This window comes from Pelobacter seleniigenes DSM 18267, from assembly GCF_000711225.1.
Lineage (GTDB): Bacteria > Desulfobacterota > Desulfuromonadia > Desulfuromonadales > Geopsychrobacteraceae > Seleniibacterium > Seleniibacterium seleniigenes.
This window is the reverse complement of the sequence record NZ_JOMG01000002.1, coordinates 2,444,238-2,467,043: the sequence shown is the minus strand read 5'-3', so window position 1 is coordinate 2,467,043 and position 22,806 is coordinate 2,444,238. Positions and strand designations below refer to the sequence as shown.

Genomic DNA, 22,806 nt, shown 5'->3' with positions numbered 1-22,806 from the left:
GAGATCCTCTCTGGTTGAATCGGTTCAGAACAGGTTGTCCGGCATGGCGGACAGGGGGATGATCGCCCCCGGATGCTGGATCACCGCAGCCGCCAGGCAGGCGCCGCTGTGCGCGGCCAGTTCGGCCGAACTGCCGGTCAGGCGGGCGGCCAGGTAGCCGGCGGCAAAGGAATCCCCGGCGGCGGTGGTGTCGACAACTTTTGCCACCTGACAGGCCGGCACAAAAGCAGGCGCCTGACCAGACAGACGAATGATGGCCGGCAGCGCACCGCGTTTGACCACTACTTCCGGAGTGGGCAGGTTGAAAACCCGCTCCAACGCCCGTTCCTCCTCACTGATGCCGAACAGCGCCATTTCGTCATCCAGGGTAATCATGGCGATATCGGCCATTTCATAGGCGTGCGCATACCATGCCCGTGCCTCGACCGTCACCGGCCACATCCGGGTCCGGTAATTGTTGTCGAAGATAACCTTGCCACCCCGTTCGCGCAACGTCGTGACTATTTTGAACAGTCGGTCCCGGGCTGCCGCATCGAAAATCGCCAGGCTGATGCCGCTGAAATAGAGGGCGTCAATATCCGCCAGCTGCTCTTCGAGGGGGCTGGTCACCCCCCTGAAATAGGCTTTGGCGGCACTCATGTCCCGCCAGTAGTAAAAGGTCCGTTCACCGGTTTCATCGACCTGAATCGTGTACAGCCCGGGCATCAGCCCCTCTTGACGCCGAATCAGTCCGGTGTCGATCCCTTCGCCTTCCCAGGCCCTGATCATCGCCTCGCTGAAGGGGTCGATACCCAGGTCGGTGGCATAGGAGACCTGCACTCCCCGGTGCCGACAGAGCCGGGACAGATAGACCGCCGTATTCAGGGTATCACCGCCAAACGCCTGCTGCATGGTACCGAACAGCTGGCCCCGCAACTCAATCATACATTCGCCCAACAGGGCAATTCGACAAACTCTCTTCATGTGCGGAAACCTTTGACTGAAAACTCGCGGAAAGGTGCGGTCCCTTGAGGTCAACCGATCAGGATCAATGCGGCGGTCAGCACAGCCAGAGCCGTTTCGGCCTGGTTCACAGCCGATTGCCACGAGGTCTTGGGGAGTGCCTGAAAAAGGAGCACGGAAAATCGGGTTCGGTTGGCTTCCTGCTCGGGCCGAACCCCACGAATACCGTTCTAAGCGAAGAGAAAATAACCTGTCAACGTAAAAAGCAAAAACGCTGGAGACTCCCCACAAAAAGAACCTATCTCCCCGTTTTCGGAATTTTTTCTCCATTTACAGGGACAATTTTCCGGGCTCCGAAGAATTCCAAAAACCGGTTTTTGGCGTCGCCCGGTGCGGAGATAATTGCTGACAATTTGGGCAGAAAAATTCCCTCCTGCCCAAAAACAGGGCACAATATTTTGTTGCGCAGAGGCCCTCAGCCGCCAAACCCGACCAGTCCGTCCGATCACCCATCCTGGCACACCAGTCAGAACTTTCAGCAATGGCCCATCAGCCTGAAAAAACAGGCTGTTTTCCACTGCTCAAACCATTCAGGCGCTTATTGCTGAATTCTTTACCGGGACAACGATTTGAAAAAAAACTGGTAGGTTTCTTGCTAATTCTGTGCGGATTCTGTATTAAATCTATCCCTCACTCAGGAGACTCTACGATGATGAAAAAGAACCTTGGAATAATGGCCCGCACCCTGCTGGTCCTGGCCTGTCTGACCGCATTTGCGTCGGTCGCTTGCGCTGAAAAGATCAAGGTCGCCGGGATCTATACCCAGCCGATCCAGCAGAAATGGGATGCCGTCCTGCACAAGGCCCTGCAGAAAGCCCAACAGGATGGAATCATTGATTATGTTTATTCTGAGAAGGTCGCCAATACCGACTATATCCGCGTGCTCCGCGAATATGCCGAAAGCGGCGTCCAACTGATCGTCGGGGAAGCTTTCGGGATTTCCCGCGAAGCGCGCAAGGTTGCCAAGGATTACCCGAACGTCGCCTTTTTGATGGGTGACTCCTTCGGGCCGGACGGCTCCAACTTCGCGGTCTTTGACAACTATATCCACGAACCCTGCTACCTGATGGGAATCATTGCCGGCAGCATGACCAAAACCGGCAAGATCGGGATGGTCGGCGGCTACCCCATTGGTGAAGTCAACCGCCTGTTCAACGCCTTCATGGCCGGAGCCCAGGCGGTCAATCCGACAGTTCAGTTCAAAGTTTCCTTCATCGGCTCCTGGTATGATCCGCCGAAAGCCAAAGAATTCGCCTTTGCCCAGATCGAAGCCGGGGTGGATGTGCTCTACGCCGAACGCGCCGGGGTGGTTGACGCCGCCCGTCAGAAAGGGATTATCGCCTTCGGCAACGTCAATGACATGAACAAAGAGGAAAACGGTAAGGATGTCGTGGTCGCTTCGGCCCTCTGGCACATGGATTCCGCCATTAAGCACGCCATCGAACTGGTAAAAAGCGGAGCTTTCAAGGCCGAAGATTACCGGGAGTGGACCATGATGGGCAAAGGCGGGGCAAGTCTTTCGCCCTACTATGAGTTTGCCGATAAGATCCCCGCCGCAGCCAAAGCCGAGGTCGAAAAAGCCAAGGCCGACATTCTCTCCGGTGCGCTGGTTATCAAAATCAACGATACCGAACCGAAATCAACCTTCTGATGCAGTCCGAGGGGCAGGCCCTGCCCTGCCCCTCGTTTTTAAACACAGGCAGACAACGGGAGCCCTTTCATGGCAGATCAACCTGCCCTGCACCTCAACCGGATCAGTAAAAGCTTCGGGACACTGCTGGCCAACGACGCGATCAGCCTGACCCTGTATCCAGGGGAAGTTCTGGCCCTGCTCGGGGAGAACGGCGCCGGCAAGACCACGCTGATGAATATCCTCTTCGGCCATTATCAGGCCGACCAGGGCAGCGTCAGCGTGTTCGGCAAGGAACTTCCGGCCGGCAAGCCGCGCGCCGCCATCGCCGCAGGTGTGGGGATGGTTCATCAGCATTTTACGCTGGCCGACAATCTGACCGTCCTCGACAATATTATTCTGGGCACGGAGTCACTCTGGCGGGGTCGCTCGAAAACCCGCCCGGCGGAAGCCAAAATCCGTAGTCTGGCCGCGGAATACGGGCTGGCCGTCGATCCTCACGCAAAAGTTCGCAAGCTGTCCGTTGGCGAGCGACAACGGGTCGAGATCCTCAAGGCCCTCTATCGCGATACCCGCATCCTGATCATGGACGAACCGACCGCCGTCCTGACCCCGCCGGAAGTGGACAGCCTGTTCGCGACGCTGCGCAAGCTCATTGAGCGCGGCCTGGCGATTATTTTCATCTCCCACAAACTGCGTGAAGTGATGGCGATCAGCGACCGGGTCACGGTATTGCGCCACGGCAAAGTGGTCAAAGAGGTGACCACGGCGCAAACCAGCCGCGAAGAGCTGGCCGAAGCCATGGTCGGCCGCACCATCCCCAAGCCCAAACGAACCGAACTGGAACCCGGCATGCCATTGCTGCGGTTCAGCGCGGTGACGGTGAACGGGCCTGACGACAAGCGGCTCCTCGACGCCATCAACCTGGAGCTGCGGCAGAGTGAAATCCTCGGCATTGCCGGGGTTTCCGGCAACGGCCAGGGGCAGCTCGCCGAGCTGCTCTGCGGCCTGATCATGCAGGACGAAGGACGGATCAGCTGCCAGGACAATCCAGACCTCAAGCCGACGCCGGCGGTGATGATCAGCCAGGGAATCGGCCGGATTGTCGAAGATCGTAACGGCACCGGGCTGATCGGCGATATGACCATCAACGAAAACCTCTGTGCCGAACATTACCGCGACCCTGCGTTTGCCCGTTTTGGCCTGCGCCGGTTCAGTCGGATGCGGGAGCGTTCCGCTGAATTGATCCGTTCTTTCGACGTGCGTTGCCAGGGCCTGCACGCGCCGGTCCGGCAGCTGTCGGGCGGCAACATGCAGAAACTCATTCTGGCCCGGGTGCTGGCCCAGCAGCCGAATATCATTCTCGCTCAACAGCCGACCTGGGGACTTGATGTGGGCGCCGCGGCCTACGTTCACGACCAGCTCCTCGCCGCCCGCCAACGTGGCGCCGGGGTCCTGCTGATCTCCGAAGACCTCGATGAACTGCTGCAGCTCAGCGACCGGATCCAGGTGCTTTATCACGGCCATTTGAGTCAGGCGCTGCCGACCGCTGCGCTGTCGTTGCAGGAACTCGGTCTGCGCATGAGCGGACAGTTGCTTGATTCGGCGGCTCAGGCCGCCTGAAGGGCCACCATTTCACCTTAAAAAAGGGCATCATGTACCTCGAACCACGTAGCAAAATTTCCCTGCCGCTGGCCGTCTGCGCCCCGCTGGCCGCAGTTATCGCCGCAATGGCCCTGTGCTCGGCCCTGATCCTCTGGGCGGACAGTTCCATTGTCGACGCCTACCTGCTGTTGTTCAAAGGAGCCCTCGGCTCGCGCTTCGCCATCAGTGAAACCCTGACCCGGGCCACCCCGCTGATTCTGACCGGCCTGGCCGCCGCAGTCGCGTTCCGCGCCAAGCTCTGGAATATCGGCGCCGAAGGGCAGTTCTACGCCGGGGCCTGCGCCGCCACCCTGCTCGGTACAGGCACCCTCGACTGGCCGCCTTACCTGTTGATACCAACCATGATGCTGGCCGGAGCCCTGGCCGGCGGTCTGCTGCTGCTGGTGCCGACCCTGCTCAAAACCCATCTCAAGGTTGATGAAGTCGTCACCACGTTGCTGCTCAACTTCATTGTCCTGCTGTTTGTCAATTACCTGCTGTTCGGCCCCTGGAAAGATCCCATGGCCATGGGCTGGCCGCAGGCGGCACCGATCGTCGAGAATGGCCTGCTGCCGCTGCTGCTGGCCAAAACCAGGCTGCATGCCGGTCTGCTGATTTCACTCCTGGCGGCCGTCGGCACCTGGGCACTGATGCGTTTCAGCATCTGGGGTTACGAGATTCGGGCGGTGGGCGCCAATCAGAAGGCCGCTGATTTTTTCGGGATCCCCGTGAACCGCACCGTTATCCGCACCGCCCTGATCAGCGGCGGCCTGGCCGGGATTGCCGGAGTTTGCGAGCTCTGCGGGCTGAAGGGCTACCTGACCCTCGATCTGTCGCCGGGCTTCGGCTACACCGGGATCGTGGTTGCCATGCTTGCCGGCCTCAACCCGCTGGGCGTGGTCCTGTCGGCCTTCTTCATCGCCGTGGTCTATAACGGCGCCGATTCCATGAGCCGGGCGCTGGGCGTCTCCAACTACATTGCCGATGTCATTACCGCCACCGCCCTGATCACCGTCCTGGTCAGCATGCTGTTGACCCGTTACCGCATCCGCTGGAAATAACCGATGTTCGATTTTGCTGATATGATCCTGGCCGCCGGTTTCTGGGCAGCCACGCTACGCATGGCCACACCGCTGATTTTCGGCACCCTTGGCGAACTGATCTGCGAACGCTCGGGAGTCCTGAACCTTGGCATCGAGGGGATCATGACCATCGGCTCCATGGCTGGCTGGATGTGGGTTTTCCAGGGTGGCAGCCTATGGGGCGGGGTGCTGTTCGCGGCCCTGGTGGGGGCTTTGTTCGGCCTGTTGCACAGTGTGCTGACCGTTTATCTGGGTCTGTCTCAGCACGTCTCCGGCCTCGGCATCACCATGCTGACGTCGTCCCTCTGCTACTTCGTCTTCCGGATGATGCTGCCCGATGTCACCACGCCCCCCAAGATTACCCCCTTTGCCTCCTGGGGGATCCCCGGACTGGCCAAGCTGCCGGTCGTCGGCGAGGCTCTGTTCGTACAGTCGCCGCTGACCTGGCTGGCCCTGCTGGTGGTGATTCTGGTCAGCTACCTGCTCTACCGCACCCCCCTTGGCCTGGCCGTGCGCATGGTCGGTGAAAACCCGCTGGCCGCGGAAGCGCAAGGGATCAATGTCCACTTGCTGCGCACCGGCGCGGTGGTAGCGGGCAGTGCCCTGATGGCGGTTGGCGGCACCTTTCTGACCCTGTCCGCTTTCGATGCCTTCTACATCGGCATGGTTAATGGTCGCGGCTGGATCTGCATCGCCCTGGTGGTGTTCGCCTCCTGGCAACCGGCCAAGGCGCTGCTTGGCGCCCTGCTCTTCGCAACCTTCGATGCCCTGCAGATGCGGGTTCAGCAGCAGGCCACCACTGCCATCCCTTATCAGTTTTACTTGATGGCGCCCTATGTGATGAGTATTCTGGCCCTGATCATCATGTCGCGACGGGCCGCCTATCCCAAGGCTCTGCTGATCCCCTTCCGCCGCGGCGAACGCTGAACATGGCCCCTGCTGAAATTGGAAAGGAAGCCAAGACATGTTTGACCTGATCGTCCGCCAGGCCAACCTGGTTGGCCATAACCAGCCCTGCGACATCGCCTGTCAGGCCGGTCGTATCGCCAGCATCGCACCGACTATCGCCGCCACCGCACAGCGGGAAATCGATGCCCGCGGGCGGCTGGTCAGTCCTCCGTTTGTCGATGTCCATTTTCATATGGATGCCACCCTTTGCCTGCACGGGCAACCGCGTCGCAACGAAAGCGGTACTCTGCTCGAAGGGATTGCCCTGTGGAGCGATCTAAAACCCTTGCAGAGCGCCGACAAACTCAAGGAACGCGCCCTCAAGCTGCTCTCCTGGTCCATCGCCCGCGGCACCCTGGCCATACGCACCCATGTCGATGTCTGCGACCCAGAGCTGATGGCGGTCCAGGTTCTCCTTGAGGTCAGGGAACAGATGAAACCCTATGTCGACCTGCAGCTGGTGGCCTTTCCCCAGGACGGCTATCTGCGCGATCCCAAGGCCACGGCCCAGCTCAAGCGTGCACTGGACCTGGGGGTCGATGTGATCGGCGGGATTCCCCATTTCGAACGGACCATGGCCGAGGGCGCTGAGTCCATTCGTCAGCTTTGCGAACTGGCCGCCCAGCGCGGCCTGCAGGTCGACATGCACTGCGACGAATCGGATGATCCCCTGTCCCGGCATATCGAGACCCTGGCCGCGGAAACCTGCCGCTGCGGACTGCACGGACGGGTCACCGGCTCGCACCTGACCTCCATGCACTCCATGGACAATTACTATGTCACCAAGCTGCTGCCACTGCTGGCGGAGGCCGAGCTGCACGCGGTCTGCAATCCGCTGGTCAACATGGTGCTGCAGGGCCGCCAGGACACCTACCCGAAACGCCGCGGCCTGACCCGGGTCAAGGAACTGCTGGCGCAAGGGATCAACGTCTGCCTCGGCCATGACGACGTGGTCGATCCCTGGTATCCCCTCGGCAGTCACGACATGCTGGAGGTCGCCCATATGGGCATCCATGCTCTGCACATGAGCGGCATTGCCGAGATGAACGAGCTGTTCGCTGCGGTGACCAGCCGTCCGGCGCAAACCATGGGATTAAACGGGTATGGAATCAAGGAAGGAAACTCTGCGGACATGGTGGTCTTGCAAGGACGGGATCCCATTGAGGCGATCCGGCTGCGCGGCCCACGGCTGGCCGTCATCCGCCGCGGCGAAGTCATCGCCGAAGCGGCTCCGGCCGTCTCCAGCGTCCACCTCGGCGAGCAGACTCAGCAAGTGGACTTTTCCTTACCGTAAGAGCGTCCCCGGCTGCGCCCCCTTAACGACGAGGTTCAGACCGGCAGGCGACCGGGTTCCGGGGCAACCGACGCGGCCGGTTTCTGCAGGCGGGTCTCCTGCCCCGGCTGCGGATGGCGGGGAACCAGCAAGGACAGCAGCAGGGACACCAGGGACATCCCCGCACCAATGTAAAACACCAGGGCCGGGGAGGTCAGCCAGATCAGTCCGAACAAAGCCGGAATACCCACGGCGGCAATATGATTGATGGTAAAGCTGACCCCGGCGGTGGCGGAAATATCTTCGGCCGCGGCGATTTTCTGAAAATAGGTCTTGATGCTGATGGCCAGGGCGAAGAACAGATGGTCGACAACGTAGAGGGCGGCAGCGAGCCAGGCGCTTTTGACCAGAGCATAACCGCAAAACACCAGGATCAGCCCGCTGTATTCAAAGATCAGGGTATTCCGCTCCCCGAACCGGGCGATCATGCGGCCGATCCGCCGTGCAAATAAAACATTTAAAATTCCGTTGAACAGGAACAGCAGTGAGATATCGCTGACGGAATAGGAAAATTTTTCCACCATCAGGAACCCGGCAAAGACAGTAAAAATCTGCCGCCGTGCTCCGGACATGAAAACCAGCGCATAGTAGAGGGAGTAACGACTGCGCACCACCATCTTTTTGTGCTGCACCGTATGTTGCGGAAACCGCGGAAACAGCACCCCGGCAACCAGTGCAAACAGCAGGGTCACCCCGCCGAACAGCAAATACAGCCAGAGGTAGTCAATCCGCAACAGGTTCGACCCGGCCCAGATCAGGGCGAAGGCCAGAATCCCGGCCAGGGAACTGACCGCGATGATCCGCCCGAAGGTTTCGGCGGCCTGCGCCTTGGGAATCCATTGCTGGGTCAGCGAGGTCTGCATGGTTTCGTAATAATGATATCCCGTCGACATCACCAATGTCGTCAGGTACAACCCGATCACGCTGGGGAAAAAACCGGTCAAGGCCGTACCGATCCCGAGCAGCCCGAGGGCGAGAAGCGCCAGGCGCTGTTCACTCAGCAGCAACAGCACATAGACCACGGCGAAAGCCAGAAACCCGGGAATCTCCCGCAGCGACTGCAGGATGCCGATCTCCCGGCCGGTAAAAGCGGCCTGTTCGACAGCAAAATTGTTCAGCAGCGCCTGCCATGCGGCAAAGCTTAAAGGCACGGCAAACGCCATCACATACAACAGGACCTCGGGGCGCTGCCAGGATTTATCGGAAGTGGACATGTTCAGGATCTTAATTTACGGCCGCCTGGGGAGTTCCGAGCGCTCCCGTCATCTGCAGCAACAGTTCGGATACGGCCAGGGAAGCAGGTGAAGGAGTCCGTTCCAGCAGCCGGACCAGCCAGATGTTTCGCTCAATGACCAGATCACGAACATCTACCTTGAACAATTCTCCATGTTGCAGATTGCTGCGGACGGACAAATCGGAAACAAAAGCACAGCCGAAACCGGCGGACACGGCCTGGCGAACCGCTTCATTGCTGCCGAGTCGGGCCACCACATGCAATGAAGAGGCGTCGATTCCGGCGCCGGCAAAGGCTTTCAGCAGGGTTTGATAGGTTCCCGACCCGTCTTCACGCAGGATCAACGGCTGCCGGACCAGTTCCTTGATGCTGATTTTCTGTTTGTCCCGCAGCGGATGATCCGGGCCGACGATCAGGGTCAGGCGATCTTTGAGGATCGGTTGATAGGAAAAGTTCTCTTCATCAAAACGAGCGCCGACAATGGCCAGTTCAATTTTGCCATTGTGCAGCTCGCTGAGCATATCCCGGCTGTCGCCGATCTTCATATTCACGGTAATCCCCGGGTACTGCTGATTGAGCAACGGTAACAACCTGGGAACCAGGTAATTGGCCGGGATATTACTGGCTCCTATGGTCAGGTGGGCGTTTTCCAAACCATGAAACCCGGCCATCGCCTGCTTCAGGACGTCAAGTTCCGCCAGCACCCGCCGGGCATGCTGGAGAAACACCTCCCCACCGGCGGTCAGATAGATCCCCTTGCTGGTCCGATCAAGCAAACGGGTGTTCAATTCTCTTTCCAAAGCGGCGATATGCTGACTCACGGTTGACTGAGTCAGGGTCATTAATTCCGCTCCGCGCGAAAAACTGGCTGTTTCGGCTACCGCGATCAAGAGTTCGAGCTGGCGTAAGGTCATAAAACCCTCCATCGAATTTACAAATAGGTGTCATTGATTTTATTAAAATTATCCATTTGACTTGTCCTTGTCAATCACTTAATTCTGATAACTTAAGATCAACCGAGTCCGTATTTTCAGCTGGTATTTCTTTCCCAATTTTAAGGCTTTTTTATGAACAAAACCGTTTCTTGTTTTTTCGTCCTGCTGGTTCTCTGCGTAACACTTCCCGCCGGGGCCTTTGCTTACAACTATATTTCCCCGGAGCAGGTCAAACAGAACCTGGCCGCACAATCCGCCATGTCCCTGATCGATATTCAGGTCAAAGATGAATTCACGCAGCACCATATTCAAGGCGCTGTCGCCACCTACGCCTATCCAGTCAAATCAGCAGCCGATCGTGCCAAGCTGGATGTCTCTGTCGCCACTCTGAAAAACAATCAGGACAGCGCGGTTATCATCTGCCCGCGCGGTGCCGGCGGCGCAAAGCGGGCGTACGATTACCTGGTCGAATCCGGGATTCCGGAAAACCGGCTCTTCATCCTCAGCAAAGGGCAAGGCGGCTGGCCATTTCCGGAGTTGCTGGCTCCGGCCCAATAGCAGCGGCGCCACTGCAAGCAGCAACCTTCTGCCCCACAACGCGTTCCGCCTGGACGCTTGTGGGGCAGATTTTCAGTTTACTATCGCAGGTTGTTAAAAAAGTCCGGCCATGGGCTCGGTACAACGTTTTTCAACAGCCCGACAGGTTCAATCAAGTGAGGGGCACAAGCTCAACCATGAACTCAGGACAACCAGCAATCCCGGTGCAAACAGACGAACAGCCGTTCCCAAAGGCCTTGCACCTTCGGCTGACCGAGGTGTCGGTAAACTGTACCGGTTGCGGCCTCTGTGTGCGCCAGTGTGGTTTCCTGCAAAAACATGGCACCCCGCAGCAGCTGGCCCGCAACTATCTACTTCAGCAGGGAAGCAACTGTACCGATCCCTTTGCCTGTCATCTGTGCGGACTGTGCACCGCGCTCTGTCCGCATCAGGTTGATCCGGCCGGGCTGTTTCTGGCGTTGCGCCGGGCCGAGTTCCGCCAAGGCCGGGCCGAGCACCCGGAATACAAAGGGCTCAGACGTTACGAACGGCTCGGCACCTCGCAGCGCTTCAGTTGGCATGCCCTGCCCCAGGACTGCGAGACGATCTTCTTCCCAGGCTGTTCCCTGGCCGGGTCGCGACCGGAAACGACCTGGAAAACCTTCGCCCATCTCCGCCAAACAATCCCCACTATCGGCATCGTCCTGGACTGCTGTACCAAACCGTCCCATGACCTTGGCGATGAGGACTATTTCTCGGCCATGTTCGGGGAACTGAAGACTTACCTGCTCCACCAGGGGATCAACCAGGTTCTGGTGGCCTGCCCCAGCTGCGAGCGGGTCTTTTCAACCTACGCCCCGGAACTGACCACCCGGATGGTTTACGAACTGCTCAACGAACTCCCGTTGCCGGCCGCGCCTTCAATCACCGGCACGGTCGATATCCATGATCCCTGCGTCGCCCGCTTCAATCGCAGCAGCCAGAGCGCAGTGCGCGCCCTGCTTGGCAAAAAGGGGCTGCAACTGTCTGAACCCGCACAGAGTGGCAAAACCACCCTCTGCTGCGGTGCCGGCGGCGCGGTCAGCTACCGCTACCCGGAGCGCTCCGCGGCCTGGCAGGACAAACATTGCCAGCAATTGCAGACCGGGCATCTGGTCAGTTATTGCGCCAGCTGTACCCAGGTATTTGCTGCCCGGACCCGGTCCAGCCATGTGTTGGATCTGCTCTTCGAACCGGAGTTGACCAGCGCAGGCAAAGCGGCGGTGGCCAAAGGACCGCTCACCTATTGGAATCGCCTGCGCCTGAAGGCCCGCATCCGCAAAAATGTGGCCGCCGCCGTCACCCGGGAACGGACTTTTTCCGGCCGTCCTCAAGACGCTTCCCGTCCACGGCGGAGCAAGGCGATGCCCCTGCTGGTGTTGCGACAGTTGACCTTTATCGCTGGCTGGACCCCGCTGCCGCTGCTCTATCGCAAACTCAAAGCGCTGCGCAACCAGCCGGTGTAATCCTCGAACCAGCACGGGCAGGCCATGTCAGCACAATCATTGCAGTCAATGGTTCCCCGCTTCCTGCGCAGTCGCCCCGGCCGCGGCGTCTATCAGCTGTTGCGCCTGCTGCTGGTCGGCGTCTTCTTCTGGCCCGGCCTCAGCAAGGCCCTCGCCCCGCAGGAATTCGCCACCACCATTGCCGCTTACGGCTTGCTCCCCGAACCCCTGGTTACCGGGGCAGCCGTGCTGCTGATCGCCCTGGAACTCATTGCCGCCGGCGGTCTGCTGCTGGAAAAACGCGGCGCCTTGCTCCTGCTCACCCTGCAGCTGCTGTTGTTCATGGCGGTGCTGGGCTACGGAATCCACCTGGGACTGGATATCGACTGCGGCTGTTTCGGCCCGAACGATCCCGAGGCCGCCGCATTTCATGATCTGCGTGGGGCCCTGCTCCGCGACTGTGGATTTTTATCGGCCATTGCATACCTTTATGCATGGCGTTTTCAGAACCGCCTGCGCCCCGCGCCCTGGTTGCGAACCAGCACGGGACAGGCCTCATCCAAGGAGGAATAACCGATGTCTCGCAATAAACTGATCATGCTCCCGCTGCTGTTGCTGTTTCTGCTGGCTACGGCGGGGTCAGCCATGGCCTTCGGGTTCGGCAACAAGTTCGAAGCTGAAGTCAAAACCGAACAGTCAGCAGTCAAACTGGTCCGTGAAGTACAGCGCGGCGGTTATGCTGTGGTGACCACGGCAGAGCTGAAAAAATGGCAGGATGAGGGCAAGGATATGCTTATTGTCGACACCATGCCCTTTGCGGACAGCTACAAAAAAGGTCATGTTCCCGGTGCCGTACAGTTCCTGTTTCCGATTCCGGACATGACCAGCTGGGACAGCAAAGAAACCGACGGCAAATCAGAGCAGGATTTCGCCGCCTTGTTGGGTCCGGACAAAGAGCGCACCATTGTCATCTACTGCGGTTTTGTCAAATGTACCCGCAGCCACAACGGTGCGGTCTGGGCCAAAAAGCTGGGCTACAAAAACGTTTATCGTTATCCCGGCGGCATCTTCGCCTGGAAAGGTGCGGACCTGCCGGTCGAAACCGTCGACTGATCCCGTCCCGACCATTCACCGACCGGATCGCCATGATCCGGTCGGTCTTCCCCAGGCCCTCCCTGCGCCGGCTCCGCGGCTCTCCGGGCGATCCGGCTGAGCAGACCGTCACAAAAACCGCCTCCTTAATAATTGGCCCCAACCGCTTCGAGTTTGCTAAGATAGTGAGCATCTGACCCGGCACAACCAACCCTTTTCCAGCCAGAGGTGGGCCACTGCTATGGAATGGAATCCCGGCCAATATCCTTACATCAAACAGCTGACCCCGGCTTATGAACGCGCCATCCGCCAATCCGCGTTACTGAATATCGATACCCTGGTGATCCCCTCACCCTATATTCAGCATCGCACCATCGATATCGCTTACGAGCATAGCCTGGTCTGGGAGGAAAAGGGGGAGCTGCTCGGCTATCTGCTGGTTTATGCCACCCCGGATCAGCAGAGCTTTCATATCTACAAACTGGTGACCAACCCCTTTGGCCGGGGCAAGGGGATCGGCTCGGCCTTCCTGCACATCCTCGCCAGCCAGGTCGCCCCGGAAGCGAACATCTATCTGTACGTCTGGGAAAAGCTGCTCAGCTCCATCGACTTTTTCACCACCCGCGGCTTTACCATCACCGACCTGACCGTGTTCAGAAGGATGCGCTTTCATCTGATGTCGGTCACGGCGGCAACCCTGCTGGACAAGCTCGATTCCGCCACCCATCCGGAAGTTTCGGTGGTGGAGGAACTGTCGCGGGTGCGCCATGACGTCAAAAAATCCCTTCGGGTCCTGTTCGACATGACCGCCATGCTGTCGGTGGACAACTTCAACCAGGTCGCGGAAAACATCAATCGCGAGACGACCTCGATGCTCAACACCCTGAATCGCTATGAAGATAAAATTCACCTGGAGCACAAGGTGTCATTTCAGGAGCTGATCACCGAGCGGGTCATTCCTTTTATCGAAGCGGTGGACAGCAACTGCGAGGTGCAACTGATCCTCAAGTCCAAGATCGATCCGGTCAACAGCAGTTATCTGAGTTGCAGCCGGGCGCTGATCAATATCGTCGCCAATGCCCTGGACGCTATCAAGGCGGCCGGGCGCCGCGGCCGCATCGAGTTTCTCCTGGAACAGCAGGACGATACCGTAACCCTCAGCATCACCGACAACGGCATCGGTATCGCTGCCGAACGCCTGCAAAAGGGGGCGGACCAGCTGCCGCAGTTTGTCGGCAACTCGACCAAAAGCAAGACGGCGACCGGCGAAGGGGTCGGCACCAGGCAGATCTATGCAACCTTCGGCAGTGAACATATTGAGGTCACCAGCGAGCCTGGGATCTCGACCACCTGGGTTATCCGCCTGAAAAAAAGCACCACCCGGGACAGCAGCCTGCTGGATGAGTTGAGCACCCGCTACGTGAGAATGATCAAAGCCACCCAGAAAGCCCGGCTGACCCCGGAGACCAGCCGCAAGGAGATCACCATCTTCATCTGGCAACTCCGCCAGATGGAGCTGTTCAGTTACGATCTGCTTTACCACTTCAGCCGCTACAACAACATCCGTGACATCTTCCAGAACGTGCTGCTTTACCGCTTTGGCGACCAGAGCTTCAACTTCCTTAAAGAAGAGCTGGGTAAATGCCGCATCGACAACAATTCAATCCGCTCCTGGCTGCTGGGGATTACCCGGCGAATCAACAAATACGAAACCTGCATCCTGCGGAATGTGCCGTTCCAGGCCTACAAGGATGTTCTCTTCCAGAGCTACGGCCAGGCCACCGACCGCACCATGATCTTTACCCTCGACCCGGTCAACGGCCGCTTTCTGGCCACCGACCGCAAGCTCGCCGAACATCTCGATTTTGTCCCCTATCTCAAACGCAGCCGGGATGAACTGTTGCGTGGCGAACTGGTCGGGGATGTCCGCAACGTCAACAGCCCCATCTACCTGGGAGTCTGGTCGGTGACCAGCCGGGAGGACCTGTACGACAAATTGAAGCTGCTCCGCCAGGGCGCGCAGCAGCTGCTGCAAATGGGGCTGGACAAGAACAAGCGGATCGCGTTTTACAATACCACCTATAATACCTGCGAGAGCGAAATCAACACCCAGCAGACCATTACCCTGGGGGAGATGGCAACGCTGAAAGAGACCGCCTTCGAGCAGCTTATCCGCCCGGCGGACAGCGGCATGAGCGGGGTCCTCGCCTTCGACTGAGCAAAGCGCCTCAGTGGCCGGCGACCAGCTGCTCCAGGGTTGCCATGATCTCGTCCAGGTCCGCGACGGAAACGTCAGAAAACCAGATCTGTTGCGGATAGATCAGCACATTCGGCCCCTGGGCGCAAAGCCCCAGGCAGCCTGCGGTAGAGACCCTGACCCGCCCCTGCCAGCCCTGCTCATTCACCAGCACCTTCAAGGCTTCTTTAAGCCGCGGACTGGCATTGTCCGCACAGGATTTTCTAGCCCCGCCACGATCGTTGGTGCAGACAAAAACATGGGCTAAATAAGGCGCTTGATTTCTTTTCGACATAGCGGCAGATCTCCTCGGCTGATGGTGCGACAAACGGTCAGGATCAACCCTTACTCCTGCGCGGCAGGGCGGTTGAATTTAGCTTAAGGCCCTTCCCCCTCCGCTTCAAGTAGCCAACCGGAAAAAAACACAAGAGCCTGAAGAAGCGGGCCCCGTCATCCGTTGGCGCGGCCGAAATCGGTGCAGAACTGGCACTTTGTTGCAGATCAGTATACAATTCAACACTGTTTCGGTTTGTATTTTCAATAGACCCCAGACTCTTTTCCAGCGACGGTATTCCATGACCCAACAGCACAACGAACAGCAGCTTGACGTCCGTTCCATGACCATCGATGATTTGGCGGCGGTTTTTCACCTGGGTGAGCAACTGTTCACCTCTGAGTTTTCGCCCAGCATGTACCGCACCTGGGACGAATACGAAATCACCACGATGTTCAACTCCGACAATGAACTCTGCCTGGTGGCGGAACTGGCCGGTGAAGTGGTCGGCTTTGCCCTGGGCACGACCGTGGAAAAGCAGAATTCCCCCTGGAAATACGGCTACCTGGTCTGGATCGGTGTCAAACCCGGGCTGCAGAAAGGCGGCACCGGCGCCCAGTTGTTTGCCGAACTTAAACACCGCATGGTCGAACAGGGGGTACGGATGATGCTCATCGATACCGATGCCGACAATGAGGCCGGGATCCACTTTTTCAAAAAACAGGGGTTCGGTCATATCCAGAAGCATGTTTACATGACGCTGAACCTGTCCAAAAAACATAAAAAACGCCGGAAAGGAAAAGTATGAGCAAACGGCTGGAACAGGTCTGGGCAGCCATCGATCCGGAACGGCTGCGCCGGACCCTGCTGGAGATGATCGATATCTATTCGCCATCCGGCAAAGAGGAGGATATCCAGCTCTATCTGGAAGAAATCCTTGCCGCGACCGGCATCCCGGTGCAGCGCCAGGAGGTCGAAGAGGAACGCTTCAACCTGGTGGCCCGGATGGGGCCGGAACCGCCGCTCCTGTACCTGGTCGGCCATGTCGACACCGTGGCCGCCTGGGATATTGAAGACTATGCGGCAAAGGAGAAATGGGGCGTGGTCCGCGGTCTTGGCAGCGCGGATATGAAGGGCGGCTGCGCGGCCATGGTCGAAACCTGGCTGGCCCTGGCCAGCCTGCCCGAGGCCGAACGCCCCTCCGTCGGGCTGCTGCTGGTGGTCGGGGAAGAGGAAAACGGCGATGGCAGCGCCCGCTTTCTGGAGCAGGAATGCCCGGCCTGGGTGGTCATCGGCGAACCGACCTCGCTGTTGCCGGCGTTCAGTCATTTCGGCTATATGGAAATTGCCCTGACCACGCAGGGGCGGCGCATTCATTCATCGTTGCCGGAACTGGGGCATAACGCCATCGAATCGATGCTGCGGGTTCTGCTGCAGATCGAACGGGCCACCCTGTTCGACAGCACCGAGGAACCGAAGCTGATCTACTCCATCCGCGAGATGAGTTCATCCCGGGCCGGCTTTGTAGTCCCGGATCGCTGCGAAGCGATGATCGATCTGCATCTCTCCCCGGACACCGACCCGGCCCGGGTGCGCCAGGAACTGGAGAAAATCCTGGTCAAAACCCGTCGCGCCATCAAAGGTCTGCAGTTGGAGGTGTCCTTTGATTTTGAGTCGGGCGGCTACCAGCTGGACCGCAACAACCCGTTATCTGTGACCTTGGAAGAGGTGTTTCCGCGCCTCAACCTGCCGCTGGAGTTCGTCCCGTTTCGCTCCCACTCGGATGGTAACCTGTTTTTCCAGGCAGGCAGCAAACCGCTTATCCTCGGCCCCGGTTCCCTGGAAACCGCCCATACCGCGGAAGAGCAGACCAGCCTGGCCGAAGTTGAGGCGGCGGCGCGGGTCTATGCGGCGCTGGCCCTGGGAGAAGGGTTCCAATAAACTCTGAATATCAACAACTTGACGGTTTTCAAAAGTATTTTTCAAGCCCCATTGTTTGCCGTTGACAAGGCCAAAATTAAGCGTATAAGCAGGTTGCTGGCAAAGGCCGTCCCGGCCTTTGCCAGGCCCGCTGTCAGGCGGTTCTCTCCTTCCGCTGCGGAGGTCCCAGAGTGTTCCGGATTCGGCGTATTCATGATGATTTAAGGCCGCTCAATCAGTCGGCGGTCAAGGAGGTGCAGCAGATCCTCCGCGACCAGTTCCCGCTCCTCGCCGCAGACGATATTGCTAAAATTCCCGAGTTGCTGCGCGATCCTCTCAAGCAGGGCTTCCGCTCCATTCTTTATATTGCCGAAGACGGCCGTCATCGGGTCCAAGGCTTTGCCCTGTTGTCCCACGATCAAAAACTGGGCTTCTGCTTCCTCGATTATATCTCCACCGCCAAACGGATTACCTCCGGTGGTATCGGCGGCGCGCTCTATGAGCACCTGCGTGAGGAAGCCCTGGCACTGCATGCGTGCGGCATATTTTTTGAGTGCCTGCCGGACGATCCGGCCCTCTGTAGCGATCCGGAGATTCTCAAGCAGAACCGGGCCCGGCTGAAATTCTACGAGCGCTATCAGGCCCGGCCGATCGCCGGAACGGCCTACGAAACACCTCTGCAACCGGGCGACGACAACCCACCCTACCTGGTGTTCGACCCCCTTGGTCAGACCCCGGAGCTGCCACTGGAACTTGCCCGCAAGATCGTCCGGGCCATCCTCGAGCGCCGCTACGGTACGGTCTGTTCGCCGGACTACATCGCCATGGTGGTCGCCTCCTTTACGGAGGATCCGGTCCGCCTCAGAGCGCCGAGATATCTGCGCAACAATGCTCTGGATGGTCGCCCGAAGCTGGCGCGCAAACAAAAAATCGCCCTGCTCATCAACGAGCGCCACGATATCCACCATGTGCGCGAACGCGGCTATGTCGAATCCCCGGTCAGAATCAAATCGATCCGCCAGGAACTGGAAAAAACCGCCCTCTTTGAACTGCTCCCGGCGCAAAATTTCCCGGAGTCGGTGTTGACCAGCGTTCATGATCGCGACTATGTCGCTTACCTGCGTAAGGTCTGCCATAATCTGGCCCCGGGGAAATCCCTCTATCCCTATGTGTTCCCGGTCCGCAACAGTGCCCGCCCGCCCAAAGAGTTGGCCGTCCGGGCCGGCTACTATTGTATCGATACCTTCACCCCCTTGAACGCTAATGCCTGGCATGCCGCCCGCGGCGCCGTCGACTGCGCGCTGAGCGCAGCCCATCACATTCTCGAAGGCTTTCAACTTGCCTATGCGCTGGTCCGCCCGCCCGGCCATCATGCCGAACAGCGCGCCTTCGGCGGCTTCTGCTATTTCAACAATGCCGCCATTGCCGCGCAGTTGCTGGCCGAGTACGGCCGGGTTGCCATCCTTGATATCGATTATCATCACGGTAACGGCCAGCAGGTCATCTTTTATCGCCGGAGCGATGTCCTGACCGTCTCCCTGCATGGCCATCCCAGCTTTGCCTACCCCTACTTCAGCGGGTTCGAAGATGAAAAGGGCGAGGGGGAAGGGGTCGGCTTTAACCATAACTTTCCCCTGGCGGAGACCCTGACCGCTGCCGAGTATCTGGCCGCGCTGAACAGAGCCGTGAAAAAGATCAACCGTTTCAAGCCTGATTATCTGGTGATCTGTCTCGGTCTCGACACGGCCAAAGGGGATCCGACCGGCACCTGGCCGTTGACCGCCGAAGATTTTGACCGGGTCGGCGCAACCATCGGCCGCATGCCCGTACCGACCTTGCTGATCCAGGAAGGCGGCTACCGAACCCGCAGTATCGGGATCAATGCCCGGCATTTTTTCAGCGCTCTCTGGCAGGCGCGCTTCGGGCCAAGCGGAGCCTGAACGCCCGCCCCAAGGCGCGGGGCAAAGGAGGGTCCACTGTGTCACGGCGGGACCTCTGTTATACTGTTTTTTAACTGCTGTCTGCCAAAAACGACCGATTTCTGCTGTTCGCGCAGCTCTCCATTCAAGCCGGAAGGACTGTCCATGTCGATTCGAGTCATTTGCCACCATCTGACCCATTACAAATTCGATCGTTCAATCGCCCTCTCCCCCCATGTGCTGCGATTGCGCCCGGCCCCACATTGCCGGACGCCGATCCGGGCTTATTCCATGAAGATTCTGCCCGCCGGGCATTTCCTCAACTGGCAGCAGGACGCCTTCGGTAACTACCTGGCCCGGCTGGTCTTTCCTGAGCCTGCCACGGAGCTGCGCATTGAGATCGAAGTCGTCGCCGACATGACCCCTTACAATCCCTTCGATTTTTTCATCGAGGAGTACGCCGAGAAATACCCCTTCACTTACGGCAAAATGGAGCGCGCGGAGCTGACGCCGTATTTCCAGAAGATCGACGCCGGTCCACGGCTGAAAAAATGGCTGGCCAAGGTCGACCGCAGCCCCAAGATCACAGTCGATTTCCTGGTCGAAATCAATCGCCGCCTGCAGCAGGACATCAACTACTCGGTGCGCATGGAGCCGGGGGTGCAAAGCTGTGAAAAGACTCTGGCCCGGGGCATCGGCTCCTGCCGTGATTCAGCCTGGCTGCTGGTGCAGATCTTCCGTCATCTCGGCCTGGCCGCCCGCTTTGTCAGCGGCTACCTGATTCAGCTCACGGCCGATGAAAAATCCCTCGACGGCCCATCCGGCCCGGAGGCCGATTTTACCGATCTCCATGCCTGGACCGAAGTCTATATCCCGGGCGCGGGCTGGGTCGGCCTGGACCCGACCTCCGGACTGCTGGCCGGCGAAGGACATATCCCCCTGGCCTGCACCCCCCACCCGGCCAGCGCCGCGCCCCTGACCGGCGCGACCGACCCCTGTGAAGTGGAGTTTTTCCACGCCAACTCGGTGCAGCGGATTCATGAAGACCCACGCGTCACCAAACCCTACAGTGACGACCAGTGGCAGATCATCGACGCCCTGGGGCAGCAGGTGGATGAGGAGTTGCGCGCCGGCGACGTGCGCCTGACCATGGGCGGCGAACCGACCTTTGTCTCCATCGACGATATGGACGGAGCCGAATGGAACACTCGGGCCGACGGCCCGCACAAGCGCAAACTTGCTTATGATCTGACCTTGCGCTTGCGCGATGCTTTTGCCCGCGGCGGACTGCTGCACTTCGGCCAGGGCAAATGGTATCCCGGTGAACCGCTGCCGCGCTGGGCTTACAACTGTTTCTGGCGCAAAGACGGCAAACCGATCTGGCACAACCCGCAGCTGCTGGCGGAACTCCACCGCACCGGACAGCTGACCGGGCAGGACGCCCGCCGGTTTGCCGAAGCCCTGACCGACCGCCTCGGGCTCGAGCGCAGTTACCTGATCCCCGGGTTTGAAGACCACCTCTACTGGCTGTGGAAGGAAGGGACAGTTCCGGCCAACCTCGATCCAGCCAAGGCCAACCTTAAAGATCCCCTCGAACGCCGCTCCCTGGCCCGGGTGCTGCAGCACGGCCTGGACCAGCCGGTCGGCTTTGCCCTGCCCCTCAAATGGGATCAGTTCGGCGGCCGCTGGCAGAGTAGCCGCTGGGAATTCCGCAGCGAACAGATGTTCCTTATTCCGGGCGACTCCGCCATGGGCCTGCGCCTACCCCTTGATTCCCTGCCCTGGGTGGCCCCGGACAAGCGCGAACCCTTTTACGAGCAGAGCCTGTTTATCCCGCTGCCGCCGCTGAGCGACTATGCCCAGCCCGGCGCGCCAGCGGCACCGCTCCGCCAGCAGCCCGGGGAAGAGCGGAAAAAGCCGGCGCCCGAGGAGCCGAGCGAGGTCATTCACACCGCGCTGTGCTGCGAAGTCCGCCAGGGCAACCTGCACCTGTTCATGCCGCCGCTGCCGGCGCTGGAACAGTACCTGGAGCTGGTCTCCGCCATTGAACAGACCGCTGCCGAGTTGCAGGTCGAGGTTATTTTCGAAGGCTATGAGCCGCCGCGCGACTGGCGCATCGAACGGATCAATGTGACCCCAGACCCCGGCGTCATCGAAGTCAATATCCATCCGGCCGCCAGCTGGCAGGAGATCGTCACCAACACCACCCGGCTCTACGCCGAAGCCCGCCTGGCCCGGCTGGGCACGGAAAAGTTCATGCTCGACGGCCGCCACACCGGCACCGGCGGCGGCAACCATATCACCCTGGGCGGACCGACCCCAGCCGACAGCCCCATGCTGCGCCGCCCCGACCTGCTGCGCAGCCTGGTGAGCTACTGGCAGAACCACCCCAGTCTCTCCTACCTGTTCTCCGGGGTGTTCATGGGGCCAACCAGTCAGGCGCCGCGCATCGATGAAGCCCGTGACGATTCCCTGTACGAGCTGGAGATCGCCTTCCAGCAGATGCCCGAAGGGGAAACCGCCGCACCCTGGCTGGTCGATCGACTGCTGCGCAACCTGCTCATCGACGTCACCGGCAATACCCACCGGGCGGAATTCTGCATCGACAAGCTCTACTCGCCGGACAGTGCCGCAGGACGCTTGGGGCTCCTCGAACTGCGCGCCTTTGAGATGCCGCCCCACGCCCGCATGAGCCTGGTCCAGAATCTGCTGCTGCGGACCCTGGTGGCCTGGTTCTGGAAACAGCCCTACCGTCAAAGCCTGGTCCGCTGGGGGACCGCGCTACACGACCGCTTCCTGCTCCCCCATCATGTCCGCCAGGACCTCAAGGGGGTGATGGACGATCTGCAGCGGGCCGGCTACCCCTTTGCCCTGGAATGGTTCGATCCGTTCTTCGAGTTCCGCTTCCCCCGTTACGGCACGGTGCAGATCGACGATATCGAACTGGAGCTGCGCTTCGCCATCGAACCCTGGCATGTGTTGGGAGAAGAGGTCTCCAGCCAGGGGACCTCACGCTACGTCGATTCTTCGGTGGAACGGCTCCAGGTCCATGCCAACGGGCTGACCGAAGGCCGCCACGTGCTCGCCTGCAACGGTCGCCGCCTGCCCCTGCGCAAAACCGGCCGCAAGGACGAGTTTGTCGCCGGGGTTCGCTACCGCGCCTGGCAGCCGCCATCGGCCCTGCATCCGAACATCAAGCCCCATTCACCGCTGGTCTTCGATGTCATCGACAGCTGGTCCGGCCGCTCCATCGGCGGTTGCACCTATCATGTCGCCCATCCGGGCGGACGCAGTTATGATGACTTCCCGGTCAATGCGGTGACCGCGGAATCACGGCGCGGCTCGCTGTTCACCACCACCGAACACACTCCGGGGCCGGTCCCGCGGCGCCCGGAATTCAACACCCTGGGCCGGTTTTTCCCGAACGGCACACCGCCCGGACCAATGGCGCCGCCGCCGGAAGAAGCTGATCAGGAGTTCCCCTATACCCTTGACCTGCGCCGGGGACGCCAGCAGTGAGAAGAGTCAATATCACC

General features: G+C 59.7%; 18 protein-coding genes. 14 read left to right on the top strand and 4 right to left on the bottom strand.

Annotation, left to right across the window (positions count from 1 at the left end; genetic code table 11):
* Positions 1-24 precede the first annotated feature (24 nt).
* Positions 25-963: a sugar kinase gene (locus tag N909_RS0114075; RefSeq protein ID WP_029916198.1), complete on the bottom strand. Its 939-nt coding sequence runs from the start codon at positions 961-963 to the stop codon at positions 25-27.
* Positions 964-1,654: 691 nt separating this feature from the next.
* Here N909_RS0114075 and N909_RS0114065 point away from each other — a divergent pair.
* The 5 genes from N909_RS0114065 (at position 1,655) to N909_RS0114045 (ending at position 7,600) form a co-directional block, all read left to right on the top strand.
* Positions 1,655-2,653 carry a BMP family protein gene (locus N909_RS0114065; protein ID WP_425415854.1) on the top strand — a complete coding sequence of 333 codons (999 nt, stop codon included), beginning with the start codon at positions 1,655-1,657 and terminating at the stop codon, positions 2,651-2,653.
* Positions 2,654-2,722: 69 nt separating this feature from the next.
* Positions 2,723-4,255, top strand: coding sequence for an ABC transporter ATP-binding protein (locus tag N909_RS0114060; RefSeq protein ID WP_029916189.1), 1,533 nt, complete (start codon positions 2,723-2,725; stop codon positions 4,253-4,255).
* A 32-nt stretch (positions 4,256-4,287) separates the two neighbouring features.
* Positions 4,288-5,337 carry an ABC transporter permease gene (locus tag N909_RS0114055; RefSeq protein ID WP_029916187.1) on the top strand — a complete coding sequence of 350 codons (1,050 nt, stop codon included), beginning with the start codon at positions 4,288-4,290 and terminating at the stop codon, positions 5,335-5,337.
* A 3-nt stretch (positions 5,338-5,340) separates the two neighbouring features.
* Positions 5,341-6,285, top strand: coding sequence for an ABC transporter permease (locus N909_RS0114050; RefSeq protein ID WP_029916185.1), 945 nt, complete (start codon positions 5,341-5,343; stop codon positions 6,283-6,285).
* Positions 6,286-6,322: 37 nt separating this feature from the next.
* Complete coding sequence (locus tag N909_RS0114045) at positions 6,323-7,600, top strand: cytosine deaminase (protein ID WP_029916184.1); 1,278 nt, start codon at positions 6,323-6,325, stop codon at positions 7,598-7,600.
* A 35-nt stretch (positions 7,601-7,635) separates the two neighbouring features.
* Here N909_RS0114045 and N909_RS0114040 read toward each other — a convergent pair whose 3' ends face one another.
* Both N909_RS0114040 and N909_RS0114035 read right to left on the bottom strand, forming a co-directional pair.
* A complete protein-coding gene (locus N909_RS0114040) occupies positions 7,636-8,853 on the bottom strand; it encodes an MFS transporter (RefSeq protein ID WP_036683197.1) in 1,218 nt (405 codons plus the stop codon).
* A gap of 10 nt (positions 8,854-8,863) precedes the next feature.
* Positions 8,864-9,787 carry a selenium metabolism-associated LysR family transcriptional regulator gene (locus tag N909_RS0114035; protein ID WP_051689772.1) on the bottom strand — a complete coding sequence of 308 codons (924 nt, stop codon included), beginning with the start codon at positions 9,785-9,787 and terminating at the stop codon, positions 8,864-8,866.
* Between the two features lie 153 nt (positions 9,788-9,940).
* On the opposite strand from N909_RS0114035, the gene N909_RS0114030 reads away from it, so the two are divergent.
* The 5 genes from N909_RS0114030 to N909_RS0114010 all read left to right on the top strand — a co-directional run bounded on the left by N909_RS0114030 (position 9,941) and on the right by N909_RS0114010 (position 15,139).
* The gene (locus N909_RS0114030; RefSeq protein WP_029916178.1) at positions 9,941-10,366 is read left to right on the top strand and encodes a rhodanese-like domain-containing protein; all 426 of its coding nucleotides are present in this window, start codon (positions 9,941-9,943) and stop codon (positions 10,364-10,366) included.
* A 176-nt stretch (positions 10,367-10,542) separates the two neighbouring features.
* Positions 10,543-11,850, top strand: coding sequence for a heterodisulfide reductase-related iron-sulfur binding cluster (locus N909_RS0114025; protein ID WP_051689771.1), 1,308 nt, complete (start codon positions 10,543-10,545; stop codon positions 11,848-11,850).
* Positions 11,851-11,874: 24 nt separating this feature from the next.
* Positions 11,875-12,402, top strand: coding sequence for a MauE/DoxX family redox-associated membrane protein (locus tag N909_RS26060; RefSeq protein WP_211253955.1), 528 nt, complete (start codon positions 11,875-11,877; stop codon positions 12,400-12,402).
* Positions 12,403-12,405: 3 nt separating this feature from the next.
* Positions 12,406-12,942 (top strand): rhodanese-like domain-containing protein, encoded by a 537-nt coding sequence (locus N909_RS26055; RefSeq protein ID WP_029916172.1) that lies wholly within the window; start codon positions 12,406-12,408, stop codon positions 12,940-12,942.
* Between the two features lie 220 nt (positions 12,943-13,162).
* Entirely contained in the window at positions 13,163-15,139 is a 1,977-nt protein-coding gene (locus N909_RS0114010) for a GNAT family N-acetyltransferase (RefSeq protein WP_029916170.1), read from the top strand.
* A gap of 10 nt (positions 15,140-15,149) precedes the next feature.
* Here N909_RS0114010 and N909_RS0114005 read toward each other — a convergent pair whose 3' ends face one another.
* Complete coding sequence (locus N909_RS0114005) at positions 15,150-15,452, bottom strand: (2Fe-2S) ferredoxin domain-containing protein (protein ID WP_029916168.1); 303 nt, start codon at positions 15,450-15,452, stop codon at positions 15,150-15,152.
* A 280-nt stretch (positions 15,453-15,732) separates the two neighbouring features.
* On the opposite strand from N909_RS0114005, the gene N909_RS0114000 reads away from it, so the two are divergent.
* The 4 genes from N909_RS0114000 (at position 15,733) to N909_RS0113985 (ending at position 22,789) form a co-directional block, all read left to right on the top strand.
* Entirely contained in the window at positions 15,733-16,239 is a 507-nt protein-coding gene (locus N909_RS0114000; protein ID WP_029916166.1) for a GNAT family N-acetyltransferase, read from the top strand.
* Positions 16,236-17,372: a M20 family metallopeptidase gene (locus N909_RS0113995; RefSeq protein WP_029916164.1), complete on the top strand. Its 1,137-nt coding sequence runs from the start codon at positions 16,236-16,238 to the stop codon at positions 17,370-17,372. The genes N909_RS0114000 and N909_RS0113995 overlap by 4 nt, the downstream gene beginning before the upstream one ends.
* Before the next feature lie 170 nt (positions 17,373-17,542).
* A complete protein-coding gene (locus N909_RS0113990) occupies positions 17,543-19,291 on the top strand; it encodes a histone deacetylase family protein (protein ID WP_029916162.1) in 1,749 nt (582 codons plus the stop codon).
* A gap of 144 nt (positions 19,292-19,435) precedes the next feature.
* The gene (locus tag N909_RS0113985; RefSeq protein ID WP_029916161.1) at positions 19,436-22,789 is read left to right on the top strand and encodes a transglutaminase family protein; all 3,354 of its coding nucleotides are present in this window, start codon (positions 19,436-19,438) and stop codon (positions 22,787-22,789) included.
* Positions 22,790-22,806: the final 17 nt, after the last annotated feature.

Excerpts from the sequence above, each read along its gene's own strand:
- N909_RS0114075 (WP_029916198.1), bottom strand. The coding sequence starts at position 963 with ATGAAGAGAGTTTGTCGAATTGCCCTGTTGGGCGAATGTATGATTGAG.
- N909_RS0114065 (WP_425415854.1), top strand. The coding sequence starts at position 1,655 with ATGAAAAAGAACCTTGGAATAATGGCCCGCACCCTGCTGGTCCTGGCC.
- N909_RS0114060 (WP_029916189.1), top strand. The coding sequence starts at position 2,723 with ATGGCAGATCAACCTGCCCTGCACCTCAACCGGATCAGTAAAAGCTTC.
- N909_RS0114055 (WP_029916187.1), top strand. The coding sequence starts at position 4,288 with ATGTACCTCGAACCACGTAGCAAAATTTCCCTGCCGCTGGCCGTCTGC.
- N909_RS0114050 (WP_029916185.1), top strand. The coding sequence starts at position 5,341 with ATGTTCGATTTTGCTGATATGATCCTGGCCGCCGGTTTCTGGGCAGCC.
- N909_RS0114045 (WP_029916184.1), top strand. The coding sequence starts at position 6,323 with ATGTTTGACCTGATCGTCCGCCAGGCCAACCTGGTTGGCCATAACCAG.
- N909_RS0114040 (WP_036683197.1), bottom strand. The coding sequence starts at position 8,853 with ATGTCCACTTCCGATAAATCCTGGCAGCGCCCCGAGGTCCTGTTGTAT.
- N909_RS0114035 (WP_051689772.1), bottom strand. The coding sequence starts at position 9,787 with ATGACCTTACGCCAGCTCGAACTCTTGATCGCGGTAGCCGAAACAGCC.
- N909_RS0114030 (WP_029916178.1), top strand. The coding sequence starts at position 9,941 with ATGAACAAAACCGTTTCTTGTTTTTTCGTCCTGCTGGTTCTCTGCGTA.
- N909_RS0114025 (WP_051689771.1), top strand. The coding sequence starts at position 10,543 with ATGAACTCAGGACAACCAGCAATCCCGGTGCAAACAGACGAACAGCCG.
- N909_RS26060 (WP_211253955.1), top strand. The coding sequence starts at position 11,875 with ATGTCAGCACAATCATTGCAGTCAATGGTTCCCCGCTTCCTGCGCAGT.
- N909_RS26055 (WP_029916172.1), top strand. The coding sequence starts at position 12,406 with ATGTCTCGCAATAAACTGATCATGCTCCCGCTGCTGTTGCTGTTTCTG.
- N909_RS0114010 (WP_029916170.1), top strand. The coding sequence starts at position 13,163 with ATGGAATGGAATCCCGGCCAATATCCTTACATCAAACAGCTGACCCCG.
- N909_RS0114005 (WP_029916168.1), bottom strand. The coding sequence starts at position 15,452 with ATGTCGAAAAGAAATCAAGCGCCTTATTTAGCCCATGTTTTTGTCTGC.
- N909_RS0114000 (WP_029916166.1), top strand. The coding sequence starts at position 15,733 with ATGACCCAACAGCACAACGAACAGCAGCTTGACGTCCGTTCCATGACC.
- N909_RS0113995 (WP_029916164.1), top strand. The coding sequence starts at position 16,236 with ATGAGCAAACGGCTGGAACAGGTCTGGGCAGCCATCGATCCGGAACGG.
- N909_RS0113985 (WP_029916161.1), top strand. The coding sequence starts at position 19,436 with ATGTCGATTCGAGTCATTTGCCACCATCTGACCCATTACAAATTCGAT.